This window comes from Streptomyces vastus, assembly GCF_039532825.1.
Classification (GTDB): domain Bacteria; phylum Actinomycetota; class Actinomycetes; order Streptomycetales; family Streptomycetaceae; genus Streptomyces; species Streptomyces vastus.
Genome location: NZ_BAAASJ010000097.1, coordinates 33,778 through 57,537 on the forward strand (window position 1 = coordinate 33,778; position 23,760 = coordinate 57,537).

Here is a 23,760-nt window from a genome sequence, read left to right on the forward strand (position 1 = left end):
AACAAAACGTAACCTCATGCCTCCGTAATGTGATGTCCTGATACCGCGTCATACGCGCAGCAAGGCCTTACGGGGGCACCAGGGAGGGGACAACGCATGGGCTCGGAGCACATCCGCCGCTGGGAATCGGGTGCGTTGGCGCATGCCGTGACGGACCCCTTCGGCCAGGGCCCCGTCCCCTGGCTGCGCGGCAGCGAGCACTACTTCGACGACACCGGCCAGGTGGTCCCCTGGTACGTGGACGTGGACCCCACCCCGGCCGCCACCCCCCGCGCAACAACCCGGACAGCAACCCGTACACCCAAGATCCCCACCCCCCGAACCGCCGGAGGCCCCCGCTCGGCCGACGACGTCCACCGTCAGATCAAGGGCTTCACCTCCACCGGCGCGGCAGCGCCGGGCGAGGCCATCGACTTTCACGTCACCGTCGACCCGCCCCAGCAGTTCAGCGTGGACGTCTACCGCATCGGTCACTACGCGGGCGAAGGCGCCAGCAAGATCACCACCAGCCCCCGCCTCCAGGGCATTGTGCAACTGCCCCCGCTCACCGCCGACCGCACAGTCTCCTGCCACCACTGGTGGCTCTCCTGGCGCCTGCAGATCCCGAGTTACTGGAGCATCGGCGCATACGTCGCCGTCCTCACCACCGTCGACGGCTACCGTTCCCACGTCCCCTTCACGGTCCGCGACACCCACCCAGCAGACCTGTTGCTTCTCCTCCCGGACGTCACCTGGCAGGCGTACAACCTGTATCCCGAGGACGGCCGCACCGGCGCGAGCCTCTACCACGCCTGGGACGAGAACGGCCGACTGCTCGGCGAGGCGGACGCCGCGACGACGGTCTCGTTCGACCGGCCGTACGCCGGCGCGGGCCTGCCGTTGCACGTCGGCCACGCATACGACTTCATCCGCTGGGCCGAGCGCTACGGCTACGACCTCGCCTACGCCGACGCCCGCGACCTGCACGCCGGCCGCGTCGACCCCACCCGCTACCGCGGCCTGGTCTTCCCCGGTCACGACGAGTACTGGTCGGTGCCCATGCGCCGCACCACCGAACTCGCCCGCGAACACGGCACCTCGCTCGTCTTCCTCTCCGCCAACACCATGTACTGGCAGGCGGAGCTGAGCCCCTCCCCGTCGGGTGTCCCCGACCGCCTCCTGACCTGCCTAAAACGCCGCGGCCCCGGAAAACCCGCCCTCTGGCGCGAACTCGACCGCCCGGAGCAGGAACTCCTGGGCATCCAGTACGCGGGCCGGGTCCCCGAACCGCACCCCCTGGTCGTCCGCAACGCCGAACACTGGCTGTGGGAGGCCACCGGTGCTCACGAGGGCGACGAACTGAAGGGCCTGGTCGCAGGCGAGGCCGACCGCTACTTCCCGCGCACCCCGCTTCCCGAGCACCAGCGCCGTATCCTCCTGGCCCACTCCCCGTACCGCGACGCCGAAGGCGCCCTCTGCCATCAGGAGACGTCCCTGTACCGCGCCCCCTCCGGCGCCCTGGTCTTCGCCTCCGGCACCTTCGCCTGGTCCCCGGCTCTGGACCGCCCGGGCCACGTCGACGAGCGCATCCAGCGAGCCACGGCCAACCTGGTGGATCGCATCTGCAAGCGCGACTGACCTCATCCCTGCCGACCCGGGCAGCTCTTCCCGACGAGCCCCGGCGCGAATCAACCCCCCGCATACGGGAGAATCGAGCCACTTGCGCCCACCCGTCACCCACCACCGCCCTACTCGGGCCCTCCGGGCGCACCTCTTTTTCAACCGCGGGGAGGAACCGTGTCCGGATTCGTCGAAAAGCCCGAGCCGATCGAGGTCCCGGGCCTGGTGCATCTGCACACCGGCAAGGTGCGCGAGCTGTACCAGAACGAGGCCGGCGACCTCGTGATGGTCGCCAGCGACCGTATCTCCGCATTCGACTGGGTGCTCCCCACCGAGATCCCCGACAAGGGCCGCATCCTCACCCAGCTCTCCCAGTGGTGGTTCGACCAGATCGCCGACCTGGTCCCGCACCACGTCCTGACCACCGACCTTCCGCCCGGCGCCCCCGCCGACTGGGAGGGCCGCACCGTCGTCTGCAAGTCCCTGCGGATGATCCCGGTCGAGTGCGTCGCCCGCGGCTATCTCACGGGCTCCGGCCTCGCCGAGTACAAGGAGACCCGCACCGTCTGCGGCCTCGCCCTCCCCGAGGGCCTGTCCGACGGCTCGGAACTGCCCGCGCCGATCTTCACGCCCGCAACGAAGGCGGAGGTCGGCGAGCACGACGAGAACGTGTCGTACGAGGAGGTGGCCCGGCAGGTCGGAGCGGAGACCGCGGCGCAGCTGCGCCAGGCCACGCTCGCCGTCTACAGCCGCGGCCGCGACATCGCCCGCGACCGCGGGATCATCCTCGCGGACACGAAGTTCGAGTTCGGCTTCGACGGCGAACAGCTTGTCATCGCGGACGAGGTGCTGACCCCGGACTCCTCCCGCTTCTGGCCCGCCGACGAGTGGCAGCCGGGCCGCCCGCAGCTCTCGTACGACAAGCAGTACGTACGCGACTGGCTGACCTCCGCCGACTCCGGCTGGGACCGGGGGAGCGAGCAGCCCCCGCCGCCCCTGCCCGAGCAGGTCGTCACCGCGACCCGCGCCAAGTATGTGGAGGCGTACGAGCGCCTGACCGGCACGAGCTGGTCGTAAAGCCTGGTCACAAACACAAGGAAGCCCCCGGCCGAACACCGGGGGCTTCCTTTTCCTGAGCGGACGACGAGGTTCGAACTCGCGACCTCAACCTTGGCAAGGTTGCGCTCTACCAGCTGAGCTACGTCCGCACTGCGCCGTTGCGCGACAGCTACTATACCCAACCTCGCTCCCGAGCGAGACGCGCCGCCGTGTGCCGATTCTCGGCCCCCAGTTTGGACGCGGCCGACGAGAGATAGTTGCGTACGGTGCCCTGCGACAGCGCGGCCCGCTCCGCGATCTCCGCGACCGGCGCCCCCTCGGCCGCCAGCTCCAGCACCTCGGCCTCACGCGCGGTCAGCGGCGAATCTCCGGCGGCAATCGCGTCCGCCGCCAACTCCGGGTCCACATAACGGTTCCCGGCATGCACGGTACGGATGATCTCCGCGAGCTTCTGCGCGCTGACGGTCTTAGGCACGAACCCCCGCACCCCCGCTTCAAGAGCCCGTTTCAGATGCCCCGGCCGCCCATGACTCGTCACGATCAGCACCCGGCACCCGGGCAGTTCGGCCCGCAGCGATGTGGCCACCTTCACACCGTCCGCACCGGGCATCTGAAGATCCAGTACGGCCACGTCGGGCGCATGCGCCCGAGCCATGGCCAACGCCTCGGGCCCCGAAGCCGCCTCCGCCACCACGAACAGATCGTCCTCCAGCGCGAGCAGCGCGGCCATCGCCCCCCTGATCAGATGCTCATCATCGGCAAGCAACAGCCGAACCCGCTGTACGGCCGTCATGAGGCGAACCTCTCGCTGATCCCCTCACCCATCGCCTTACGCACCGGCCGTGGCCCGGAGGGCGACGGGGACGCCGAAGACGAATCCGACGCAGCCGAAGATCCCTCCGGCAAGGAAGCCGGAGACGGCACCGCCGGCGAAGGCAACGGCACCTGAGCCACCACCCGGAACATCCCACCCCCGGCAGGCCCCGCCTCCAGCGTCCCGTCCACCACCGAAAGCCGCTCCCGCAGCCCCGCAAGCCCTGACCCGGACCCGGTCCAGGTCCCGCCACGCGAGTCCGGTGGCGCCCCGTCGTTCTCCACGGTCAGCACGGCAAGGCCGCCCGCCGCCCGCAGCGAGACGTCACAGCGCTCGGCGTTCCCGTGCCGCAGCACATTCGTGGTCGCCTCCCGCACCACCCAGCCGAGCGCCGACTGGACCGCCGCGGGCAGCCCGGCCGTGGAGCGGGTCACCGTGCAGCTGATCCCGGCCGCGTTCAACACCCCCTGCGCACCGGCCAGTTCGGCACCGAGTTCGGCCTCGCGATAGCCGCGTACGACCTCCCGTACTTCCTTCTGCGACTCCTGCGCTATCCGCTGCACCTCGATCATCTGCTCCACGGCCTCCGGCCGCTCACGCCGCGCGAGCTGCACGGCGAGCTCGCTTTTCAGCGCTATCACCGCCAGATTCCGTCCCATCACATCGTGCAGATCGCGCCCGAACCGCAGCCGCTCCTCCGCCACGGCGAGCCGGGTCCTGGTCTCACGGGCCGCGTCGAGCTCGTAGACGGAGTTGAGCAGCCAGACGGAGAACGCGGAGACGAAGGTGTAGAACCCGGCGGCAAGCAGCACCGACCCGACCGTGACGAGTGCCGCGAGCGTTGGGGCGCCCACCGACAACGAGTAGGCGCCGGTGGCCAGGGCGAAGCCGAGGACCGTGTAGGCCATGCGCCGGTGCTCATGCACCGCGAGCGCGAGCGTGCCGGTTCCGAAGCCCAGGACACCGATGAACAGCGCCACCGCTGCCGTGGCCTTCTCGTCATCCCCCTGGCCGCGTGTCGCAAGGGCGATGGTCACTATGCCGACCACTGCGGTGGCGACCGCGAGCGCCCCCAGCAGCCGCACCGGCCGCGCCCGGGTGCCACGAGTCCAGTCCAGGGCCCGCGACGCGAACACTGCGCAGAGCGCCGCATGCCCGACGACCATCAGGAACAGCACCCAGGACAAGGACGAGGGCATCTCCCCGAAGACCGGCAGCCCGAAGGTAAAGACCTCCACGAACGAGAGGAAGTGGAACGACCAGCGCGTATACGTCTCCACCTTCGCCGGAGTGCTCTTCCCCCGCCACCAAGTCCCGGCCCTGCGCATGTCGTTACCCCCCCTGTGCGTACGCCGTCACCGCCGCGATTCCCCGGGACCACCGTCGCACAGCAGACCCGCCGGAGCAGTGCACGCTGTCATTACTGTTCATGACAAATGTCATCCGCCCGGGAGCCGACGCACGAACCGGAAGCGAGCACACGAAAAAACCCCGGTCGCCGGGACCGGGGCCTTATCTCTGAACTTCTGACGCTGGAGCGGACGACGAGGTTCGAACTCGCGACCTCAACCTTGGCAAGGTTGCGCTCTACCAACTGAGCTACGTCCGCATTGCATCCGACCGGCTCTCACCGATCGGCGCGAGCACCACCTTACCTGATCCAAAAGGATGCCCGGTAAGAGATGCAGAGCGGGTGACAGGAATTGCACACTGCGCCTTCCCCCTGGAAGGGGGATGTTCTACTACTGAACTACACCCGCGTAACTCCGTTGAGCTGCGGCCTTTCGGCCCGGCCCTTCGGCGTGCTCCAGACTCTAGCTGACCAGCCGGGGTGCAGCGCAAGTCGGTTGTCCCCAGGGTCCGCTGACGAACCCGACGAACCCTGGGGCACCCTTCACTGAGCCGCGGTGAACGCCTCGTACACCTTCTTCGGGATCCGCCCCCGCGCAGGCACGTCCATCTTGTTGGACTGGGCCCAGGCCCTGACGGCCGCCGGGTCGGGAGCCACCGCAGTCTGCCGGTACGCCTTGCCGGAGCGTGAGTGCTTGCGGCCGGCCTCCACGTAGGGCGCGAGCGCCTTGCGCAGTTCCTTGGCGTTCGTTTGGTTGAGGTCGATCTCGTACGACTTGCCGTCCAGACCGAAGGCGATCGTTTCCGCCGCTTCCGAGCCGTCGATGTCGTCGAAGAGAGTGACTACGACACGCTGCGCCACGAATATCGGTCCCTTCGTGCGGCATCTCTGGCGGCAACGTTGCGGTGACGTGCGGAGATGCCGACTGTTGGCTGATTTATAGAGGGGTATGGGGTCCGTGAAGTGTACGGACTCATGGATGGAGCGAACGGGCAAAGTATCGCCTATTGCCAATTCCGCTGTACAGCTTCTGCGCTACTGCTTCCGTTGTACAGCCCTCGCCCAATGCAATGTGAAGCATGACTTAATCGGTCTCGGTGTCCCACCGCAATAGGGTTCCGGATGCTGATCCGGATCTTTCCCTGGATTTTCCGTGAAGGAAGCCCGTCGATGCGAAATCGTGATGGCCGTCACGTAGATTCCTACGAATCTACTCGCGTAGAAACCTGGGCCGGGTAGTCTGAAGGAACCTGCTCAGCACCACACACCGGGAGTGCCAGTGGCACGCGTCGTAGTCGACGTCATGCTCAAGCCGGAGATCCTCGACCCCCAGGGCCAGGCGGTGCAGCGTGCACTGCCGCGCCTCGGTTTCCAGGGCATCTCCGACGTACGTCAGGGAAAGCGCTTCGAACTCGAGGTGGACGGGCCGGTCGATGACACCGTGCTCGCCCGCATCCATGAACTCGCCGAATCCTTCCTCGCCAACACCGTGATCGAGGACTTCGCCGTCAAGGTGGAGGAAGTGAAGGCGGAGGCGGGAAAGTGACCGCTCGTATTGGCGTCGTCACCTTTCCGGGCAGCCTCGACGACCGGGACACACAGCGTGCGATCCGGCTCGCGGGTGCCGAGCCCGTGGCGCTGTGGCACAAGGACAAGGACCTCAAACAGGTCGATGCCGTGGTGTTGTGCGGCGGTTTCTCCTACGGCGACTATCTGCGCGCCGGCGCCATCGCGCGCTTCTCGCCGGTGATGGAGACCGTCATCGAGCAGGCGAAATCGGGAATGCCGGTACTGGGCATCTGCAACGGTTTCCAGATCCTCACCGAGGCCCATCTCCTCCCCGGCGGGATGCTCGGAAATGATCACCTTCACTTCATCTGCCGTGACCAGAAGCTGCGGGTGGAGAACGCGAACACGGCCTGGACCATCGACTATGAAGCGGGCCAGGAGATCAACATTCCGCTGAAGAACATGGACGGGCGGTACGTCGCCGACGAGCGCACCCTCGACATGCTGGAGGCGGAGGGCCGGGTTGCGTTCCGTTACGTGGACTTCAATCCGAACGGCTCGATGCGCGACATCGCCGGTATCAGCAACGAGGCCGGCAACGTCGTAGGCCTGATGCCCCACCCGGAGCACGCCGTGGAGCCGCTCATCGGGACCGGCCGCACCGACGGCCTCCCCTTCTTCACCTCGATCCTCAAGAAGCTGGTCAACGTATGAGCCGCACTCCTCTGGACACGGTCGAGCACGCGGCCGCGACCCCGGACGTCGAGCTGCCCTGGGCCGAACTCGGTCTGAAGAAGGACGAGTACGAGCGCGTCGTGGAGATCCTCGGCCGCCGGCCCACCGGTGCCGAACTCGCCATGTACTCGGTCATGTGGTCCGAGCACTGCTCGTACAAGTCGTCGAAGGTGCATCTGCGCCAGTTCGGCGAGAAGGCGCCCCAGTCCGACGCCCTGCTCGTCGGCATCGGTGAGAACGCCGGCGTCGTGGACGTCGGTCAGGGTTACGCGGTCACCTTCAAGGTCGAGTCGCACAACCACCCCTCGTACGTCGAGCCCTACCAGGGCGCGGCCACGGGCGTCGGCGGCATTGTGCGCGACATCATCGCGATGGGCGCCCGTCCGGTCGCCGTCGTGGACCCCCTCCGTTTCGGTGCGGCGGACCACCCGGACACCAAGCGCGTACTCCCCGGTGTCGTCGCCGGCATCGGCGGCTACGGCAACTGCCTGGGCCTGCCGAACATCGGCGGCGAGGTCGTCTTCGACGCCTGCTACCAAGGCAATCCGCTGGTCAACGCCGGTGCCATCGGTGTCATGCGACACGAGGACATCCACCTCGCGAAGGCCTCCGGCGCGGGCAACAAGGTCATCCTGTACGGGGCTCGGACGGGCGGTGACGGCATCGGCGGCGCCTCGATCCTGGCGAGCGAGACCTTCGACGACGCGAAACCCTCGAAGCGCCCCGCCGTCCAGGTCGGCGACCCCTTCCAGGAGAAGCTGCTCATCGAGTGCACCCTGGAGGCGTTCAAGGAGAAGCTGGTCGTCGGCATCCAGGACCTGGGTGCGGCGGGTCTCTCCTGCGCCACGTCCGAGCTGGCGTCCAACGGCTCCGGCGGTATGCGCGTGACGCTGGACGACGTACCGCTGCGTGACTCGACCCTCTCGCCCGAGGAAATCCTCATGAGCGAGTCGCAGGAACGCATGTGCGCGGTCGTGGAGCCGGAGAAGGTCGACCGGTTCCTGGAGATCTGCGACAAGTGGGATGTCATCGCGACCGTCATCGGTGAGGTGACGGACGGCGACCGGCTCGAGATCTACTGGCACGGCGGCAAGATCGTCGACGTCGACCCGCGCACGGTCGCGCACGACGGTCCGGTCTACGAGCGCCCGTATGCCCGTCCGTCCTGGCAGGACGCCCTCCAGGCGGACGACGCCAACAAGCTTCCGCGACCGGGCGGTCCGGACGAGCTCAAGGACCAGGTCCTGAAGCTGGTGGCCTCCCCCAATCAGGCCTCCAAGTCCTGGATCACCTCCCAGTACGACCACTTCGTTCAGGGCAACACGGTGCTGGCCCAGCCCGAGGACTCGGGCATGATCCGTATCGACGAGGCCTCCGGGCTGGGCGTCGCGATCGCCACGGACGGCAACGGGCGGTACGCGAAGCTCGACCCGTACGCGGGCGCACAGTTGGCGCTCGCGGAGGCGTACCGCAATGTCGCCACCACCGGCGCCAAGCCGCTCGCCGTCTCCGACTGCCTGAACTTCGGCTCGCCCGAAGACCCGGCGGTGATGTGGCAGTTCGCCGAGGCCATCCGCGGACTGGCGGATGCCTGCCAGCAGTTGGGCACCCCGGTGACCGGCGGCAACGTCTCGCTCTACAACCAGACGGGCGAGGCGGCCATCCACCCGACCCCGGTCGTGGCCGTACTCGGCGTGATCGACGACGTCGCCCGCCGTACGCCGGTCGCCTTCCAGGAAGAGGGCCAGCTGCTGTACCTCCTCGGCGACACCCGTGAGGAGTTCGGCGGTTCGGCCTGGTCACAGGTGGTCCATGACCACCTCGGCGGGCTGCCGCCCCAGGTGGACCTGGAGCGCGAGCGGCTGCTGGCCGAGATCCTGATCTCCGCCTCCCGCGACGGCATGATCGACTCCGCGCACGACCTGTCCGACGGCGGCCTGATCCAGGCGGTCGTCGAGTCGGCGCTGCTGGGTGGGAAGGGCGCACGCCTGATCGTCCCGGACGGCCTGGACGCGTTCACCTTCCTCCTGTCGGAGTCGGCGGGCCGTGCGGTCGTCGCCGTACCGCGCTCCGAGGAGCTCCGCTTCAACGACATGTGCGGCGCCCGGGGCCTGCCCGTCACCCGTATCGGTGTCGTGGACGGTGACGTGGTCGAGATCCAGGGCGAGTTCACGCTCACCCTGGCCGAGCTGCGCGAGGCGCACGAGGGGACGATCCCGGCGATGCTTGCCTGATATCCCGTACGCCCCTGAAGGCCCCGCCCGAACTTGACCGAGTCCGGGTGGGGCCTTCGGTATGTCCAGGAACCGCTTGCACGTGATTACGTACTTCCGTAATATCGGAGGAGTGGAATGGAACTGGAACAACGCGTTGCCGACCTCGAACGCCGGCTGGCGGCACTGGAAGCCGCGGACCGGCCCGCTCCACGCCTGGGTGAGGGCGACTTCTGGGCCCTCGAAGGGCTGAAGGAGCAGCTCAGCGAGTTGGGAGCGGCCGATGGCGGCGTCCTGTTCACCGGTGCGGTACGGCTGCCGACGGGCGAGCAGTACGCCTGGCAGCGCGGCACGTTGACCGAGGCGCTGCTCGACGGCGACTGGACCGACGCCGCCGAGACGTTCGCGGCGCTCGGCCACCCGGTCCGGCTGCGGCTGCTCCGCGAGATCCTCGGCGGTCGCCGCACCGCGGCCGAACTCGCCGAGCTGGACGAGGTCGGCACGACCGGCCAGATCTACCACCACCTGCGCCAACTGACCGGCGCGGGCTGGCTGCACACCACCGGGCGGGGCCGTTACGAGGTGCCGCCGGGGCGGGTCGTACCGCTGCTGGTGGCGCTGTCGACGGCCCGGCCCTGACACACAGACACGCACAAGGGGGGAACGATGTCCGGACGCAAACTCACCAAGATCGCCTACCGAGTTCTGCAGCTGACCTTCGTGGGCCTGGTGATCGCCCACTTCTCGCTGGACCTCGGTTATCCGTGGTGGTGGAACTTCCTGCCGATCGCCCTGTCCTACGTGATCGTCATCGTGGTCCACAGGTGGGGCGGTGCCCCGGACAGTCCCCGCGTGGCCCGGGAACCGGTCGAGGTAGCCCCGCCCGTCACCGGCCGCTGGTCGGCGCAGAACAGCCCGGCCGACCGTACTCCGAGCCATGGCACCCACGCCTACGGCCAGACATACGCCATCGATATCGTCGCCGAGCCCGAGCCGGGCACCCGACCGGGCTTCCGCTGGCTGTGGCCGCTCGCCCGCCGCAACAGCGCCTTCCCTGCCTTCGGCGCCCCGCTCCTCGCGGTGGCCGACGGCACGGTCGTACGGGCCACCGACCGGCAGCGCGACCACCTGAGCCGTACGTCGCTGCCCGCGCTGCTGTACCTGATGATCCTGGAGGCATCCGTGCGCGACTTGTCCGGAGTCAAGCGGGTCGTCGGCAACCACGTCGTCCTCGACCTCGGCGACGGCACCTACGCCCTGTACGCCCACCTGCAGCGCGGCTCCCTCACCGTTCGCGAGGGCGACCGGGTGCGTGCCGGACAGCCGCTCGCCCGCTGCGGCAACTCCGGCAACTCCACCGAGCCCCACCTCCACTTCCAGCTGATGGACGGCCCCGACCCGGACACCGCCCGCGGGATCCCCTTCCGCTGGCACGGCATCGGCGTGCCCCGCAATGGAGAGATCTTCGAAGCACCCGCCGCCGCGGACTCCCACGCCTAGGGTGATGGCCATGCCGCCGGCCAAGAAGCGCACCCGTACATACGACCCCGTCAAGATCCGCGCCGCCGTACTGGCCCAGTTCGGGAACGTACGGGCAGCCGTCCGCACCCTCACCCCCGAGCAGCTCACGCAACCCACGCGCCTCGGCGACTGGACCGTACGAGAACTGGCCGCCCATATCGCCGTGGCCGTCGAAAGCGTCAGCCGGACCATCGACCTGGAGCCGCCGGCGAAGGCCGAACTCGCCCTGCTGGACTGGCCGTCCGCGACCGTCGACCCCGCGCTTGCCGCCGCCAACGCCGACCGCACCCGCGACTTCGCCCGTGAGCACCAGGACCTCGACGCGCTGTACGCCCGCACCGAGCAGCGGCTGTCCGAGCGGCTGGCCGTCACACCGGGCGAGCGGCTGCTCGCCACCCGGCCCGGCTTCATGACCCTCGCCGACTACCTGGTCACCCGCACCATCGAACTGGTCGTCCACACCGACGACCTGAACGCCGCCGTGCCCGGCCTGGACATCCCGTACGACCGTCAGAGCCTCGCCGCCTGCACCCGGCTGCTCGCCGACGCGCTCGCCGTGAAGGCGCCCGGCGCCTCCACCGAGGTCCGCGTTCCGCCGTTCGCGGTCGTGCAGTGCGTCGAGGGTCCCCGGCACACCCGCGGAACCCCGCCGAACGTCGTGGAGACCGACCCGCTGACCTGGATCCGCCTCGCGACCGGGCGTACGGAATGGCGTACGGCCCTTGCCGACGCCAAGGTCAGCGCCAGCGGCGAGCGGGCCGACCTGGGCGGACTGCTCCCGCTGATGGGCTGAGCGGCCGGGGAGGGACGGGAAGTTGAGCGAAAATGGAAGGGAACCAACAACCCCACCCGTCCCGTCACAGCGACATGCGAACGCAACGGCTTACTCTCAGCGTCCTGGCGGTCACCGGCCTGCTCGCCACCGCGGCCTGCGGTACGGAGAAGGGTGACGACGGATCCGCGTCCGTCGGCGCCGGACAGCAGACGAAGATCACCGGCAAGCACTGGAAAGTGGACAGCGTGAACGTCGGGGGCACCACGTACGACGCCCCGGCCGACGCCCACATCGAATTCGGCGAGGACGGCAAGGTGGGCGGCAACTACGGCTGCAACCACTTCGGGGCGACCGCCGAGATGCAGGGCGACACGATGAAGGTCGGCTCGGACACCCTGCAGACCAAGATGGCCTGCGGCGAGAAGCCCATGGAGTTCGAGTCCAAGATGGCCGAGACGCTCTCCGAGAGCACGATCACCACCAAGGTCGACGGCGACAAGCTGACGCTCACCACCAAGGACGGGCACACGGTGAAGCTCACCGCCCAGAAACCGGCCAAGCTCGAGGGCACGAAGTGGAACGTCACCGGCAGCGTCAACAAGGGCGGCACGGTCAGCGCGCTGGCCTCCGAAGCGGAGGGCAAGGTCCACCTCACCTTCGACGGCAAGGGCACCGTCCACGGTCAGCTGGGCTGCAACAAGGTGTCGGCAAAGGCGACGGTCAGCGACGGGCAGATCACTCTGGGGTCCCCATCCACCACCCGCATGATGTGCTCCCCCTCACTCATGGACACCGAAAAGGCCCTGCTGAAGCTCTTCAACGGCAAGGCCACCTATGAGCTGAAGCACCGCACCCTCACCCTGACCAGCGAAAACGGCAGCGGCTTCGAAGCCGTCGCCGCCAAGTGATCCACAACGAGCCCGAATCGCCCATTCGGACCAGCGGCCGACCTCGCCTACACTCGGTGGCGTGCCACGTGGTGACGGTCGACTCAGTCATGATCTGCTCCCCGGCGAGAAAGGCCCCCAGGACGCTTGCGGCGTCTTCGGAGTCTGGGCTCCCGGTGAAGAGGTCGCCAAGCTCACTTACTTCGGGCTCTACGCCCTCCAGCATCGGGGCCAGGAATCCGCGGGAATCGCGGTCAGCAACGGCTCCAAGATCCTCGTCTTCAAGGACATGGGCCTGGTGTCCCAGGTCTTCGACGAGGCCGCACTCGGCTCCCTCCAGGGCCATATCGCGGTCGGTCACGCCCGCTATTCGACCACCGGCGCCTCGGTGTGGGAGAACGCCCAGCCCACGTTCCGTGCCACGGCGCACGGCTCCATCGCGCTCGGCCACAACGGCAACCTGGTCAACACGGCCCAGCTCGCCGAGATGGTCGCCGACCTGCCCAAGCAGGAGGGCCGCACTCCGCGTGTGGCGGCCACCAACGACACCGACCTGCTCACGGCGCTCCTCGCCGCCCAGGTCGACGAGGACGGCAAGCCGCTGACCATCGAGGAGGCCTGCGCCAAGGTTCTCCCGCAGGTCAAGGGCGCCTTCAGCCTCACCTTCATGGACGAGCACACGCTGTACGCGGCCCGTGACCCGCAGGGCATCCGCCCGCTGGTCCTGGGTCGCCTGGAGCGTGGCTGGGTGGTCGCCTCCGAGTCCGCCGCCCTCGACATCTGCGGCGCCAGCTTCGTACGCGAGATCGAGCCGGGCGAGTTCGTCGCCATCGACGAGAACGGTCTGCGCTCCTCGCGATTCGCGGAAGCGAAGCCCAAGGGCTGTGTCTTCGAGTACGTCTATCTGGCCCGCCCGGACACCGACATAGCCGGCCGGAACGTATACCTCTCGCGCGTCGAGATGGGCCGCAGGCTCGCCAAGGAAGCCCCCGTCGAAGCCGACCTCGTCATAGCGACTCCGGAGTCCGGCACGCCCGCCGCGATCGGTTACGCGGAGGCCTCCGGTATCCCCTTCGGTGCCGGTCTGGTGAAGAACGCGTACGTCGGCCGCACCTTCATCCAACCTTCACAGACCATCCGCCAGCTGGGCATCCGCCTGAAGCTGAATCCCCTCAAGGAAGTCATCAAGGGCAAGCGCCTGGTCGTCGTGGACGACTCGATCGTGCGCGGCAACACGCAGCGCGCGCTCGTACGGATGCTGCGCGAGGCGGGCGCGGCCGAGGTCCACATCCGGATCTCCTCGCCGCCCGTGAAGTGGCCCTGCTTCTTCGGTATCGACTTCGCCACCCGCGCCGAGCTGATCGCCAACGGCATGACGGTCGACGAGATCGGCAAGTCCCTGAGCGCCGACTCCCTGGCGTACATCTCCATCGACGGCATGATCGAGGCGACCACCATCGCCAAACCGAACCTCTGCCGCGCCTGCTTCGACGGCGAGTACCCGATGGACCTCCCGGACCCCGAACTGCTCGGCAAGCAGCTCCTGGAGACGGAGCTGGCGGCGGGCCCGGCGGCCACGGCCGCGGCCGACGCGATCCGTCGCCCGTAAGCCCCGTACCAACCAACCCGAAGGTTCTCAGGCAATGTCTGCTGCATCTGATCAGTCGACTTCGTCGCCGGGCACCGCTGGTGCTTCCTACGCGGCCGCCGGCGTCGACATCGAAGCGGGCGACCGCGCCGTGGAGCTCATGAAGGAGTGGGTGAAGAAGACGCAGCGCCCCGAGGTCCTCGGCGGCCTCGGCGGCTTCGCCGGCCTCTTCGACGCCTCCGCCCTCAAGCGCTACGAGCGCCCGCTGCTTGCCTCCGCCACGGACGGCGTCGGTACGAAGGTCGACCTCGCCCGGCAGCTCGGTGTGTACGACAGCATCGGCCACGACCTAGTCGCCATGGTCATGGACGACATCGTGGTGTGCGGCGCGGAGCCGCTCTTCATGACCGACTACATCTGCGTCGGCAAGGTCCACCCCGAGCGCGTCGCCGCCATCGTGAAGGGCATCGCCGAGGGCTGCGTACTTGCGGGCTGCGCCCTCGTCGGCGGTGAGACGGCCGAGCACCCCGGGCTTCTCGGCCCGGACGACTTCGACGTCGCGGGCGCCGGCACCGGAGTGGTCGAAGCCGACCGGCTCCTTGGCGCCGATCGCATCCGCAAGGGGGACGCGGTCATCGCCATGGCCTCCTCCGGCCTTCACTCGAACGGGTACTCGCTCGTCCGTCACGTCCTCTTCGACCGCGCCGGGCTCAGCCTCGACCAGCACATCGAGGACTTCGGCCGCACCCTCGGCGAGGAGCTCCTGGAGCCCACCAAGATCTACTCCCTGGACTGCCTGGCCCTGACCCGTACGACCGAGGTCCACGCCTTCTCACACGTCACCGGCGGCGGGCTGGCGGCCAACCTGGCCCGAGTGATCCCCGACGCCCTGCACGCAAGGGTGGACCGCACCACCTGGACCCCCGCCCCGGTCTTCGACCTGGTCGGTACGACCGGCCAGGTCGACCGCCTGGAGCTGGAAAAGACCCTGAACATGGGCGTGGGCATGATCGTGATCGTCCCCGAGGAGTCGGCAGACGTGGCACTGGCCACACTGGCCGACCGCGGGGTGGACGCCTGGGTGGCAGGCGAGATCACCGACCGAGGCGACCACGAGACGGGCGCGGAGCTCACCGGCGACTACGCTGCGTAATCGTACTGGCTGAAGTCCGGTGCGGTTACCGCGCCCCTCATAGGGGCGCGGGGCAGTATCACTGTGCGGCTCCGCCGCGTGGGCGCGACCAGCCACAACGAACCCGCAGCTCCGAACCCAGCGGAGCGCCATGCACAAAACCCGGTCCGGTGCGTTATCCGCTCCGGACCGGGTGAAGCGCTGCTAAGACAGTCAAGCGCCGCGACGCTGCTGTTGCGACGAAGGACCGGACTCGTCGTCCTCGTCCTCATCGTCGTCGTTGTACAGATCCGCGTACTGGGCGTACGGGTCATCGTCTTCGTCATCCTCGAACGGCTCGCCGTTCGGCGGTTGGCTCGAAGTCGAAGCGCCCAGCTCACTGGCCAGACGCGACAGGTCAGTCCCGCCGCTGTTGTACTTCAGCTGGCGGGCGACCTTCGTCTGCTTGGCCTTGGCCCGGCCGCGCCCCATGGCTCGACCCCCTCGGTGACGGGGCTCGACGGCCCCAGAGTCTTGACACGCGTTCATGATCTGGAACGGGCTCTCCGCAGAGAGACCGGTCCGTAGGGCTTCCACGGTACCTGAGCCCACGCCCATACGGTACGTCGCCCGCAGGACGTGCCGCCGCCCAGGACCCTCGGGGAGCCCTGTCCCCGCTGGTCAACCGCGATTTTAACCTCTTCTGGACGTACGACCCGCCGACGAACGTGAGAGTAATCTCCAACGCCCGTCGGCGGGTACCCGCCGGAGGCCCGGGCTCCGCCGCGGCCTCAGTGGCGCCGCGCCTCCGCCATCCGCTGCTCGGCGATCCGGTCGGCCGCCGCGGCCGGCGGAATCCCGTCTTCCTTCGCGCGTGCGAAGATCGCCAACGTGGTGTCGTAGATCTTCGCGGCCTTCGCCTTGCACCGCTCGAAGTCGAAGCCATGGAGCTCGTCGGCGACCTGGATGACACCGCCTGCGTTCACGACGTAGTCCGGCGCGTACAGGATCCCGCGGTCGGCGATGTCCTTCTCGACGCCCGGGTGCGCGAGCTGGTTGTTGGCGGCACCGCACACGATCCTCGCGGTGAGGGCCGGCACGGAGTCGTCGTCCAGGGCCCCGCCCAGCGCGCAGGGGGCGTAGATGTCGAGGCCGTCGACGCGGATCAGTTCGTCGGTGTCCTTGACGGCCAGTACGTCCCGGTGCCGCTCGGTGATCCGCCGTACGGCCTCCTCGCGTACGTCCGTGACGAAGACCTCGGCGCGCTCCGCCACGAGGTGTTCCACCAGGTGGCGGCCCACCTTGCCGACGCCGGCGATGCCGATCCGGCGGGCCCGCAGCGAGGGGTCGCCCCACAGGTGCTGGGCCGAGGCCCGCATGCCCTGGTAGACGCCGTACGCGGTCAGTACGGAGGAGTCGCCTGCTCCGCCCTTCTCCGGGGAGCGGCCGGTCGTCCAGCGGCACTCCTGGGCCACGACGTCCATGTCGGCCACGTACGTGCCGACGTCGCACGCCGTGACGTACCGACCGCCGAGCGAGGCCACGAACCGGCCGTACGCGAGCAGTAGCTGCTCGGTCTTGATCTTCTCGGGCTCCCCGATGATCACAGCCTTGCCGCCGCCGTGGTCGAGCCCGGCCATGGCGTTCTTGTACGACATCCCGCGCGACAGGTTCAGCGCGTCGGCGACGGCCTCTTCCTCGCTCGCGTAGGGGTAGAAGCGCGTGCCGCCGAGGGCGGGGCCCAGGGCGGTCGAGTGGATGGCGATGACGGCCTTGAGGCCACTGGCGCGGTCCTGGCAGAGCACGACTTGCTCATGACCTCCCTGATCCGAGTGGAACAGGGTGTGCAGGACGCCGTTGGTTACGTCGGTCACGGTGGTGACTCCTGGGTAAGTAGCGGCGGTTCTGGGGCGGGGCCCGTAAGGATGGCGGGTTCCGTGACATTGAGATTAGAGCTTCCGCGTACCCGCCACTGGTGCGGTGCTCAGGATCACCTTCTCCCGGAGTACGGTCACGTTGTGGCATCGGACGCTGTGCAGTGTGTCCCCGCGGCCCCGCGCGGGGGTTTCGAGGGTTTTCCGTCAGGTCCGCGGGGGAGGGAGCAAGCGTGCCCAAGGTGTCCTCGGTGATCGTCCCGTACGCGGCCTATCTGCGCGTGTACGAACCGCTGGCCGCCTTCCCGGAACCGGAGCGCGGCCACTGGGCGCGGTACGCGAGCCGCCCCGACCGGCCCTCGTACCAGGACGAACTGCGACGCTCACTGGCCGACTTGCTGCCCACGCCACCGATCCCGGTGCCCGTGCACGAGAGCGGCGACGCGTTCGTCGCGGACGTGGACGGTGTGCTGTGCGTGTGCCCCTGGCGCACCCGGCTGCGTGGCTGGCAGGCCCTGGGAGAGCTGGCCGAGGAGCTGCCGGGGCCGGTCCTGGACGCGGTGCTGCCCCCGGTCGTACGCCGACAGACCTCCCAGGACTACGAGCGCTGGCTGAGCCGCAACCCCGACGCCCGCCCCTGGATCCGCACCTCGACCTGGCACGTACCGCTGAACTGGTTCGTGCTGGTCGCCGACGAGGAGCGCGAGTACGACAAGGGCTCGGACGAGGACGCGCCCGTACTGCGCTACCGGACGCCCATGGTGCAGGCGCGGCGGCGGGTGGCGCGGGGGCTGAAGGCGCTCAAGGACGCCATCGACGAAGGGCCGCTGATCGACGGGCTTGTCGATGTGGGGCGCTGGCTGGAGGAGTTCCATCCACGCTCGCTGGTGGAGCTGGACTACGGCGGCCTGGTGCACGTCCTGCCCGCCGAGCAGCTGGACGGCGACCATTCGGCGGCGGATGTGGCCGAGGGGATCGAGGCGCTGCGTACGGGCGACGGGGTCGGGGCCGGGGAGGCGTACGGCCGGCTGGTCGAACGCTGGCGGGCGGTCCGGGATCGCCGTTCGGCGAACTGACGGGACGTAAGTCACCATCAGGACTTTGTGGGTAAGGGTGACGGATGGCACTAACGCGGACCTTGCACCAGACGCCCCTCCTCATGTCAAAATAGGACAAGGAGTCCGGGGAGGACTCCATCTACCCATGTATGGGTGGAATCTCAGCATTGCACGCTATGGGGGGTCTCGTGACTCCTGATCGCCCTGTGACTGATCGTCACAGTGGCGTGACTGTCCGCTATGGCATGGTCCATCGGCTTCCGTCGCTGATGAACACCTGGGAGGGCAATTCCATCGGTTTGGCCGACGCGGCTGGACAGATGGTGTAGTTGTAGTGCCGAGGACAAGCCGTTCGTCCTATAACCGACTCGACCCGCGTCCGCCATTTCGGGCAACGCGGGTCAAGGTGCAGAATTTAGAGGAAAGAACCGAGAAGGTTCGGTTCTCCCGAGGAGGCCGCTCATGACCGCTCGCACCCCTGATGCCGAGCCGCTGCTGACCCCCGCTGAGGTCGCCACGATGTTCCGTGTTGACCCGAAGACGGTCACACGGTGGGCGAAGGCAGGCAAGCTCACGTCGATCCGTACGCTCGGCGGGCATCGCCGCTACCGCGAAGCTGAGGTCCGCGCGTTGCTCGCGGGCATCCCGCAGCAGCGTAGCGAAGCCTGAACAACTGCATAGCAGGGCATTTCGGCAGGTTCCCCCAATGTGCCGGACTGCTCGACCAAAGCTCCAAGCGACGCGGGTTCTGCCCCAACAGAGCCCACGCCCGAGCCAGAACCTCAAGCAACAAGGGTGCGTCGTCGATCGCGCTGGACTCCGCCGGGTCCAGCGCGATCTTTTTTGTGCGGGATCCCTGACGGGGTGTGAGCGGTTGTGGGGTGTCTGTGTGGTATCTGAGCGGTCTGCGATGCCGCTTGGGGCCGGTTTGGATCCGGTTTCGGGGCCGCTCCGGGGGTGGGGTGCAATTGCACATATTAAATTGACCGGTTGTAGGTGACGGGTAAGTACCGCCGATTTGAAAACCTATGCAGTGACACCCGTCACACACCGGGGGCCTTGTTGAGGGTGTGTTACCTGCGGTAGAGGGGGGAGCTCATGCCGTTGCGGGGCTTTCGTCCTCCGCTACACCGTCCGGTGTGTCCGCGTCGTCCGGAGCGAGCTCCATGGCCATGGCCAGGTTCTGGAGACGGTGGCAGATCGGGCAGTGCCGGGTCAGATGCCGGTACCCGGAGGCTGCCTGCAGATGGGCGCGAAGCAGAGCCCGCGTCTCGTGCCGGGCGAACGCGGTCATACGCCACCTCCAAGGGGTCGGTTGCCCTTGGTGTTTGAGTACCGGCGGAATGTGACGCCGTCAATGGGGGAGCGGGCTCGTTCCCCGCCAGGCGCCCCATCCGCCCACGAACCCCACCCACCCCCGCCGGAGGCAAGGCGGGCCTGGGGCGCAGCCCCCAGTTTCGGGAAGGGGCGGGGCTGAGGAAAGGAACCCCACGCAAAGAGACCCGCACCCTTACCGGATGCGGGCCCCTACAACTGGCGGTCCTGACGGGATTTGAACCCGCGGCCTCCACCTTGACAGGGTGGCGAGCACTCCAAACTGCTCCACAGGACCTGGTTTCGCAGAGCGATTGTCGCGTTGCGCTGCGAGAAGAGACTCTACAGGAGCAGAGCCCCAAGGGTCGAACTCACCCAACGCACAGACACCGTCACGGAACTGCCGCATCGATGGCCTTCACGATCCGCTTGTCCGAGACGGGATAAGCCGTGCCCAGCGCGTGAGCGAAGTAGCTGACCCGCAGCTCCTCGATCATCCACCGGATGTCCAGGACCTGTTGAGGAACGGGCCGCCCCGCAGGCATCTGCTCAAGAAGCCAGGCGTACTCGTCCTGCATCTCATGGACCTTCGCCATACGCGTCGTGTCCCGCTGGACGTTCGTCGGCATCTGCTGGAGACGCCGGTCCGCGGCCACCAGATACCGCATCAGATCCGGCAGGCGGCGAAGACCCGCGGCCGTCACGAAGCCCGGCTTCACCAGGGCGTCCAGCTGCGCCCGTACGTCCCTGAGGTTCGCGAGCAACGCAGGACTCCGTACGGACTTCAGGCGCCGCTCACACGCCTGCCAGGCGGCAAGGACCTGCTGGACCTGGTCGACCGTACGGACCGTCGTGTCCACGATCTCGGCCCGCACCTTGTCGTACAGCTTCCGATACGACTCTTCGTCCCAGGCCGGCCCCCCGAAGTCCCCGATCAGCTTGTCGGCGGCAGCCGTCGCGCAGTCGTCGAACAGCGCCTGGATCGATCCGTGCGGGTTCGCCGAAAGCGCCAGCTTCTGCGGGTTGGTGAGTTTCTCCGACGCGAACTTGGCCGGGTTCACCGGGATCCCCAGCAGGATCAGCCGCCGCGTGCCAATCCACATCGCCTGCTGCTGCTCCGCCTCGGTGTCGAAGAGGCGTACGGAGACGGTGTCGCCGTCGTCGACGAGCGCCGGGTACGCCTTCACCGGCTGGCCGGCGCGACGCGTCTCGAAGACGCGGGTGAGCGAGCCGATCGTCCAGTCCGTGAGGCCCTTGCGCTCCAGGGACTCCCCGCCCGTGCGTTCGGCCGTGGCCGCTGCCGCCTGTGAGATCGCCTGCCGTGCCTTCGGCTTCAGGCGCAGCTTCAGTGCCTCCAGGTCCTTGTCCTCGGCCAGCTTGCGCCGCCGCTCGTCGACGATCCGGAAGGTGATGCGGAGATGGTCGGGGACCTTCGACCAGTCGAAGTCGTCGGCGGTGAGGGGCACGCCGACCATGCGCTTCAGTTCGCGCGCCATCGTCGTCGTCACCGGCTCCTGGAGGGGTACGGCCCGGTCCAGGAACTTCTGCGCGAAGTTGGGGGCAGGGACGTAATTCCGCCGGATCGGCTTCGGGAGGGACCGGATCAGCTCCGTGACGACCTCTTCCCTGAGCCCCGGGATCTGCCAGTCGAAGCCCTCGTCCGTGACCTGGTTGAGGACCTGGAGCGGAATGTGCACGGTCACGCCGTCCGCGTCGGCCCCCGGCTCGAACTGGTACGTCACGCGGAACTTGAGCCGTCCCTGCCGCCATGAGTCGGGGTAGTCGTCCTTGCTGACATCGCCGGCGCGCTCATTGATGAGCATCGACCGCTCGAAGTCGAGCAGTTCGGGCTCTGCGCCTTCGATGGTCCGCTTGTGCTTCCACCAGGAGTCGAAGTGCGCGCCCGACACGACGTGTTCGGGCACCCGCTGGTCGTAGAAGTCGAAGAGTGTGTCGTCGTCGACCAGGATGTCCCGGCGTCGCGCGCGGTGCTCCAACTCCTCGACCTCGGTGAGGAGTTTGCGGTTGTCGGCGAAGAACTTGTGGTGCGTGCGCCAGTCGCCCTCGACGAGCGCGTTGCGAATGAAAAGATCGCGGGACGTCTCCGGGTCGATGCGCCCGTAGTTGACCTTCCGCTGCGCGATGATCGGTACGCCGTACAGCGTGACCTTCTCGTACGCCATCACCGCCGCCTGGTCCTTCTCCCAGTGCGGTTCGCTGTACGTGCGCTTCAGCAGGTGCCCGGCGAGGGGCTCGACCCACTCGGGCTCGATCTTCGCGTTGACGCGCGCCCAGAGCCGGGACGTCTCGACGAGCTCGGCGGACATCACGAAACGCGGGGGCTTCTTGAAGAGTGCGGAGCCCGGGAAGATCGCGAACTTGGCGTTCCGGGCGCCCAGATACTCGTTCTTCGCGCCTTCCTTCACGTCCTTCATGCCGATGTGCGAGAGCAGCCCGGCGAGGAGCGAGACGTGGACCTGCTGGTCGGGCGCGTCGTCCTCGTTCAGATGGATGCCCATCTGCTTGGCGACCGTGCGCAGCTGGGAGTAGATGTCCTGCCACTCCCGGATCCGCAGGAAGTTCAGGTACTCCTGCTTGCACATCCGGCGGAACGAGGACGAACCCCGCTCCTTCTGCTGCTCGCGGATGTACCGCCACAGGTTGAGGAAGGCGAGGAAGTCGCTCGTCTCGTCCTTGAACCGGGCGTGCTGCTGGTCCGCCTGCGTCTGCTTGTCGGCCGGGCGTTCACGCGGGTCCTGGATGGAGAGCGCGGCGGCGATCACCATGACCTCGCGGACACAGCCGTTCTTGTCGGCCTCCAGGACCATCCGCGCCAGCCGGGGGTCGACGGGCAGCTGGGCCAGCTTGCGGCCGGTCTCGGTGAGGCGCTTGCGTACGTCCTTCTGCTTGGGGTCCAGCGCGCCCAGTTCCTGGAGGAGTTGGACGCCGTCACGGATGTTCCGGTGGTCCGGCGGATCGATGAACGGGAACTTCTCTATGTCCCCAAGACCCGCGGCGGTCATCTGGAGGATGACGGAGGCCAGGTTCGTACGGAGGATCTCGGCGTCCGTGAACTCCGGCCGGGCGGTGAAGTCCTCTTCGCTGTAGAGGCGGATGCAGATGCCGTCGCTGGTGCGCCCGCAGCGGCCCTTGCGCTGGTTGGCGCTGGCCTGCGAGATCGCCTCGATGGGGAGGCGCTGGACCTTCGTACGGTGGCTGTATCTGGAGATACGAGCGGTGCCCGGATCGATGACGTACTTGATCCCCGGGACCGTCAGCGAGGTCTCCGCGACGTTGGTCGCCAGCACGATCCTGCGGCCGGTGTGCGGCTGGAAGACGCGGTGCTGCTCGGCGTGCGAGAGGCGGGCGTAGAGGGGGAGTACTTCGGTGAACCGGTAGTTCTTCCTGGTGAGAGCATCGGCGGTGTCCCGGATCTCCCTCTCTCCCGAGAGGAAGACGAGGATGTCGCCCTTCCCCTCGGCCTGGAGCTCCTCGACGGCGTCGGTGATCGCGGTGATCTGGTCCCGGTCGACGTCCTCGCTGTCCTCCTCGAGGAGCGGGCGATAACGGACCTCGACGGGGTACGTACGGCCGCTGACCTCGACGATCGGGGCATCCCCGAAGTGCCGGGAGAAGCGCTCCGGGTCGATGGTCGCCGAGGTGATGACGACCTTCAGATCCGGCCGCTTGGGCAGCAGCTGGGCCAGATACCCCAGCAGGAAGTCGATGTTCAGCGACCGCTCGTGCGCCTCGTCGATGATGATCGTGTCGTACGCGCGCAGCTCACGGTCCGTCTGGATCTCGGCGAGCAGGATGCCGTCCGTCATGAGCTTGATGAACGTCGAGTCCTGGTTCACCTGATCCGTGAACCGGACCTTCCAGCCCACGGCCTCACCCAGCGGGGTGTCCAACTCCTCGGCAACTCGCTCGGCGACCGTACGGGCCGCGATGCGACGGGGCTGCGTATGCCCGATCATGCCCCGGACCCCGCGACCGAGCTCGACACAGATCTTGGGAATCTGCGTCGTCTTACCGGACCCCGTCTCACCGGCGACGATCACGACCTGATGATCACGGATGGCAGCCGCGATCTCGTCCTTCTTCTGGCTGACAGGCAGCTGCTCGGGATACGAAACGGCCGGCACCCGCGCCTGCCGCTCAGCCATACGCGACTCGGCCCTGGCCACCTCCGCCTCGATCTCGGCGAGTACGGCAGCCCGAGCCTCATCCTTACGAATGCGGCGCGCCCCCTCCAGCCTGCGCCCGAGCCGATGCGCATCGCGCAGAGACAGCTCAGCCAGACGGGGGGCGAGATCACCGAGGGCGGGGGCGGGGGCAGAGTGCGTAGACAT

The 23,760-nt window shown here is 68.0% G+C and carries 20 protein-coding genes and 4 tRNA genes; 13 read left to right on the top strand and 11 right to left on the bottom strand.

Annotated elements, in window-relative coordinates; translation table 11 throughout:
• Window positions 1–96 precede the first annotated feature (96 nt).
• A complete protein-coding gene (locus tag ABD357_RS30165; RefSeq protein WP_344394182.1) occupies window positions 97–1,617 on the top strand; it encodes a N,N-dimethylformamidase beta subunit family domain-containing protein in 1,521 nt (506 codons plus the stop codon).
• Between the two features lie 159 nt (window positions 1,618–1,776).
• Complete coding sequence (locus tag ABD357_RS30170; RefSeq protein ID WP_344394183.1) at window positions 1,777–2,676, top strand: phosphoribosylaminoimidazolesuccinocarboxamide synthase; 900 nt, start codon at window positions 1,777–1,779, stop codon at window positions 2,674–2,676.
• A gap of 58 nt (window positions 2,677–2,734) precedes the next feature.
• Here the strand turns inward: ABD357_RS30170 and ABD357_RS30175 are convergent.
• The 6 genes from ABD357_RS30175 to ABD357_RS30200 form a co-directional block, all read right to left on the bottom strand.
• Window positions 2,735–2,807: transfer RNA gene (locus tag ABD357_RS30175), tRNA-Gly, on the bottom strand.
• Between the two features lie 23 nt (window positions 2,808–2,830).
• Window positions 2,831–3,451, bottom strand: coding sequence for a response regulator (locus ABD357_RS30180; RefSeq protein WP_344394184.1), 621 nt, complete (start codon window positions 3,449–3,451; stop codon window positions 2,831–2,833).
• The gene (locus tag ABD357_RS30185; protein WP_344394185.1) at window positions 3,448–4,800 is read right to left on the bottom strand and encodes a histidine kinase; all 1,353 of its coding nucleotides are present in this window, start codon (window positions 4,798–4,800) and stop codon (window positions 3,448–3,450) included. Before ABD357_RS30185 ends, ABD357_RS30180 begins: the two co-directional genes overlap by 4 nt.
• 205 nt (window positions 4,801–5,005) lie before the next feature.
• Window positions 5,006–5,081, bottom strand: a tRNA-Gly gene (locus tag ABD357_RS30190).
• A gap of 79 nt (window positions 5,082–5,160) precedes the next feature.
• Window positions 5,161–5,232, bottom strand: a tRNA-Gly gene (locus ABD357_RS30195).
• 134 nt (window positions 5,233–5,366) lie between these two features.
• Window positions 5,367–5,684, bottom strand: coding sequence for a histone-like nucleoid-structuring protein Lsr2 (locus tag ABD357_RS30200; RefSeq protein WP_344394186.1), 318 nt, complete (start codon window positions 5,682–5,684; stop codon window positions 5,367–5,369).
• Between the two features lie 418 nt (window positions 5,685–6,102).
• Between ABD357_RS30200 and purS the strand changes: the two genes are divergently transcribed.
• The 9 genes from purS to purM all read left to right on the top strand — a co-directional run bounded on the left by purS (window position 6,103) and on the right by purM (window position 15,204).
• Window positions 6,103–6,369: a phosphoribosylformylglycinamidine synthase subunit PurS gene (gene purS / locus ABD357_RS30205; RefSeq protein WP_165342945.1), complete on the top strand. Its 267-nt coding sequence runs from the start codon at window positions 6,103–6,105 to the stop codon at window positions 6,367–6,369.
• Window positions 6,366–7,046, top strand: a complete 681-nt coding sequence (gene purQ / locus ABD357_RS30210) for a phosphoribosylformylglycinamidine synthase subunit PurQ (RefSeq protein WP_344394187.1) — start codon at window positions 6,366–6,368, stop codon at window positions 7,044–7,046. The genes purS and purQ overlap by 4 nt, the downstream gene beginning before the upstream one ends.
• Window positions 7,043–9,301, top strand: coding sequence for a phosphoribosylformylglycinamidine synthase subunit PurL (purL, locus tag ABD357_RS30215; protein WP_344394188.1), 2,259 nt, complete (start codon window positions 7,043–7,045; stop codon window positions 9,299–9,301). Before purQ ends, purL begins: the two co-directional genes overlap by 4 nt.
• A gap of 117 nt (window positions 9,302–9,418) precedes the next feature.
• On the top strand, window positions 9,419–9,919 hold the full coding sequence (locus ABD357_RS30220) for an ArsR/SmtB family transcription factor (protein ID WP_344394189.1): 501 nt from the start codon (window positions 9,419–9,421) through the stop codon (window positions 9,917–9,919).
• Between the two features lie 27 nt (window positions 9,920–9,946).
• Window positions 9,947–10,780, top strand: a complete 834-nt coding sequence (locus ABD357_RS30225; protein WP_344394190.1) for a M23 family metallopeptidase — start codon at window positions 9,947–9,949, stop codon at window positions 10,778–10,780.
• Between the two features lie 10 nt (window positions 10,781–10,790).
• Entirely contained in the window at window positions 10,791–11,594 is an 804-nt protein-coding gene (locus tag ABD357_RS30230; RefSeq protein WP_344394191.1) for a maleylpyruvate isomerase family mycothiol-dependent enzyme, read from the top strand.
• Between the two features lie 74 nt (window positions 11,595–11,668).
• Complete coding sequence (locus tag ABD357_RS30235) at window positions 11,669–12,484, top strand: META domain-containing protein (RefSeq protein WP_344394192.1); 816 nt, start codon at window positions 11,669–11,671, stop codon at window positions 12,482–12,484.
• 61 nt (window positions 12,485–12,545) lie between these two features.
• Window positions 12,546–14,072 (top strand): amidophosphoribosyltransferase, encoded by a 1,527-nt coding sequence (gene purF, locus ABD357_RS30240; protein WP_344394193.1) that lies wholly within the window; start codon window positions 12,546–12,548, stop codon window positions 14,070–14,072.
• 34 nt (window positions 14,073–14,106) lie between these two features.
• Window positions 14,107–15,204, top strand: a complete 1,098-nt coding sequence (gene purM, locus ABD357_RS30245; protein ID WP_344394194.1) for a phosphoribosylformylglycinamidine cyclo-ligase — start codon at window positions 14,107–14,109, stop codon at window positions 15,202–15,204.
• Window positions 15,205–15,396: 192 nt separating this feature from the next.
• Here purM and ABD357_RS30250 read toward each other — a convergent pair whose 3' ends face one another.
• Together ABD357_RS30250 and ABD357_RS30255 are read right to left on the bottom strand one after the other, a co-directional pair.
• Window positions 15,397–15,654, bottom strand: a complete 258-nt coding sequence (locus ABD357_RS30250; RefSeq protein WP_165342952.1) for a DUF3073 domain-containing protein — start codon at window positions 15,652–15,654, stop codon at window positions 15,397–15,399.
• 299 nt (window positions 15,655–15,953) lie between these two features.
• The gene (locus ABD357_RS30255) at window positions 15,954–17,036 is read right to left on the bottom strand and encodes a Leu/Phe/Val dehydrogenase (protein WP_344394195.1); all 1,083 of its coding nucleotides are present in this window, start codon (window positions 17,034–17,036) and stop codon (window positions 15,954–15,956) included.
• Between the two features lie 233 nt (window positions 17,037–17,269).
• Between ABD357_RS30255 and ABD357_RS30260 the strand changes: the two genes are divergently transcribed.
• Window positions 17,270–18,112, top strand: a complete 843-nt coding sequence (locus ABD357_RS30260) for a DUF8083 family protein (protein ID WP_344394196.1) — start codon at window positions 17,270–17,272, stop codon at window positions 18,110–18,112.
• A 444-nt stretch (window positions 18,113–18,556) separates the two neighbouring features.
• Window positions 18,557–18,763: a developmental transcriptional regulator BldC gene (bldC, locus tag ABD357_RS30265; protein ID WP_003949541.1), complete on the top strand. Its 207-nt coding sequence runs from the start codon at window positions 18,557–18,559 to the stop codon at window positions 18,761–18,763.
• A gap of 427 nt (window positions 18,764–19,190) precedes the next feature.
• Here bldC and ABD357_RS30270 read toward each other — a convergent pair whose 3' ends face one another.
• From ABD357_RS30270 to hrpA, 3 genes are all read right to left on the bottom strand, one after another.
• The gene (locus ABD357_RS30270; RefSeq protein ID WP_344394197.1) at window positions 19,191–19,388 is read right to left on the bottom strand and encodes a DUF6274 family protein; all 198 of its coding nucleotides are present in this window, start codon (window positions 19,386–19,388) and stop codon (window positions 19,191–19,193) included.
• A 240-nt stretch (window positions 19,389–19,628) separates the two neighbouring features.
• A tRNA-Asp gene (locus ABD357_RS30275) sits at window positions 19,629–19,706 on the bottom strand.
• Between the two features lie 94 nt (window positions 19,707–19,800).
• A complete protein-coding gene (gene hrpA, locus ABD357_RS30280; protein WP_344394198.1) occupies window positions 19,801–23,760 on the bottom strand; it encodes an ATP-dependent RNA helicase HrpA in 3,960 nt (1,319 codons plus the stop codon).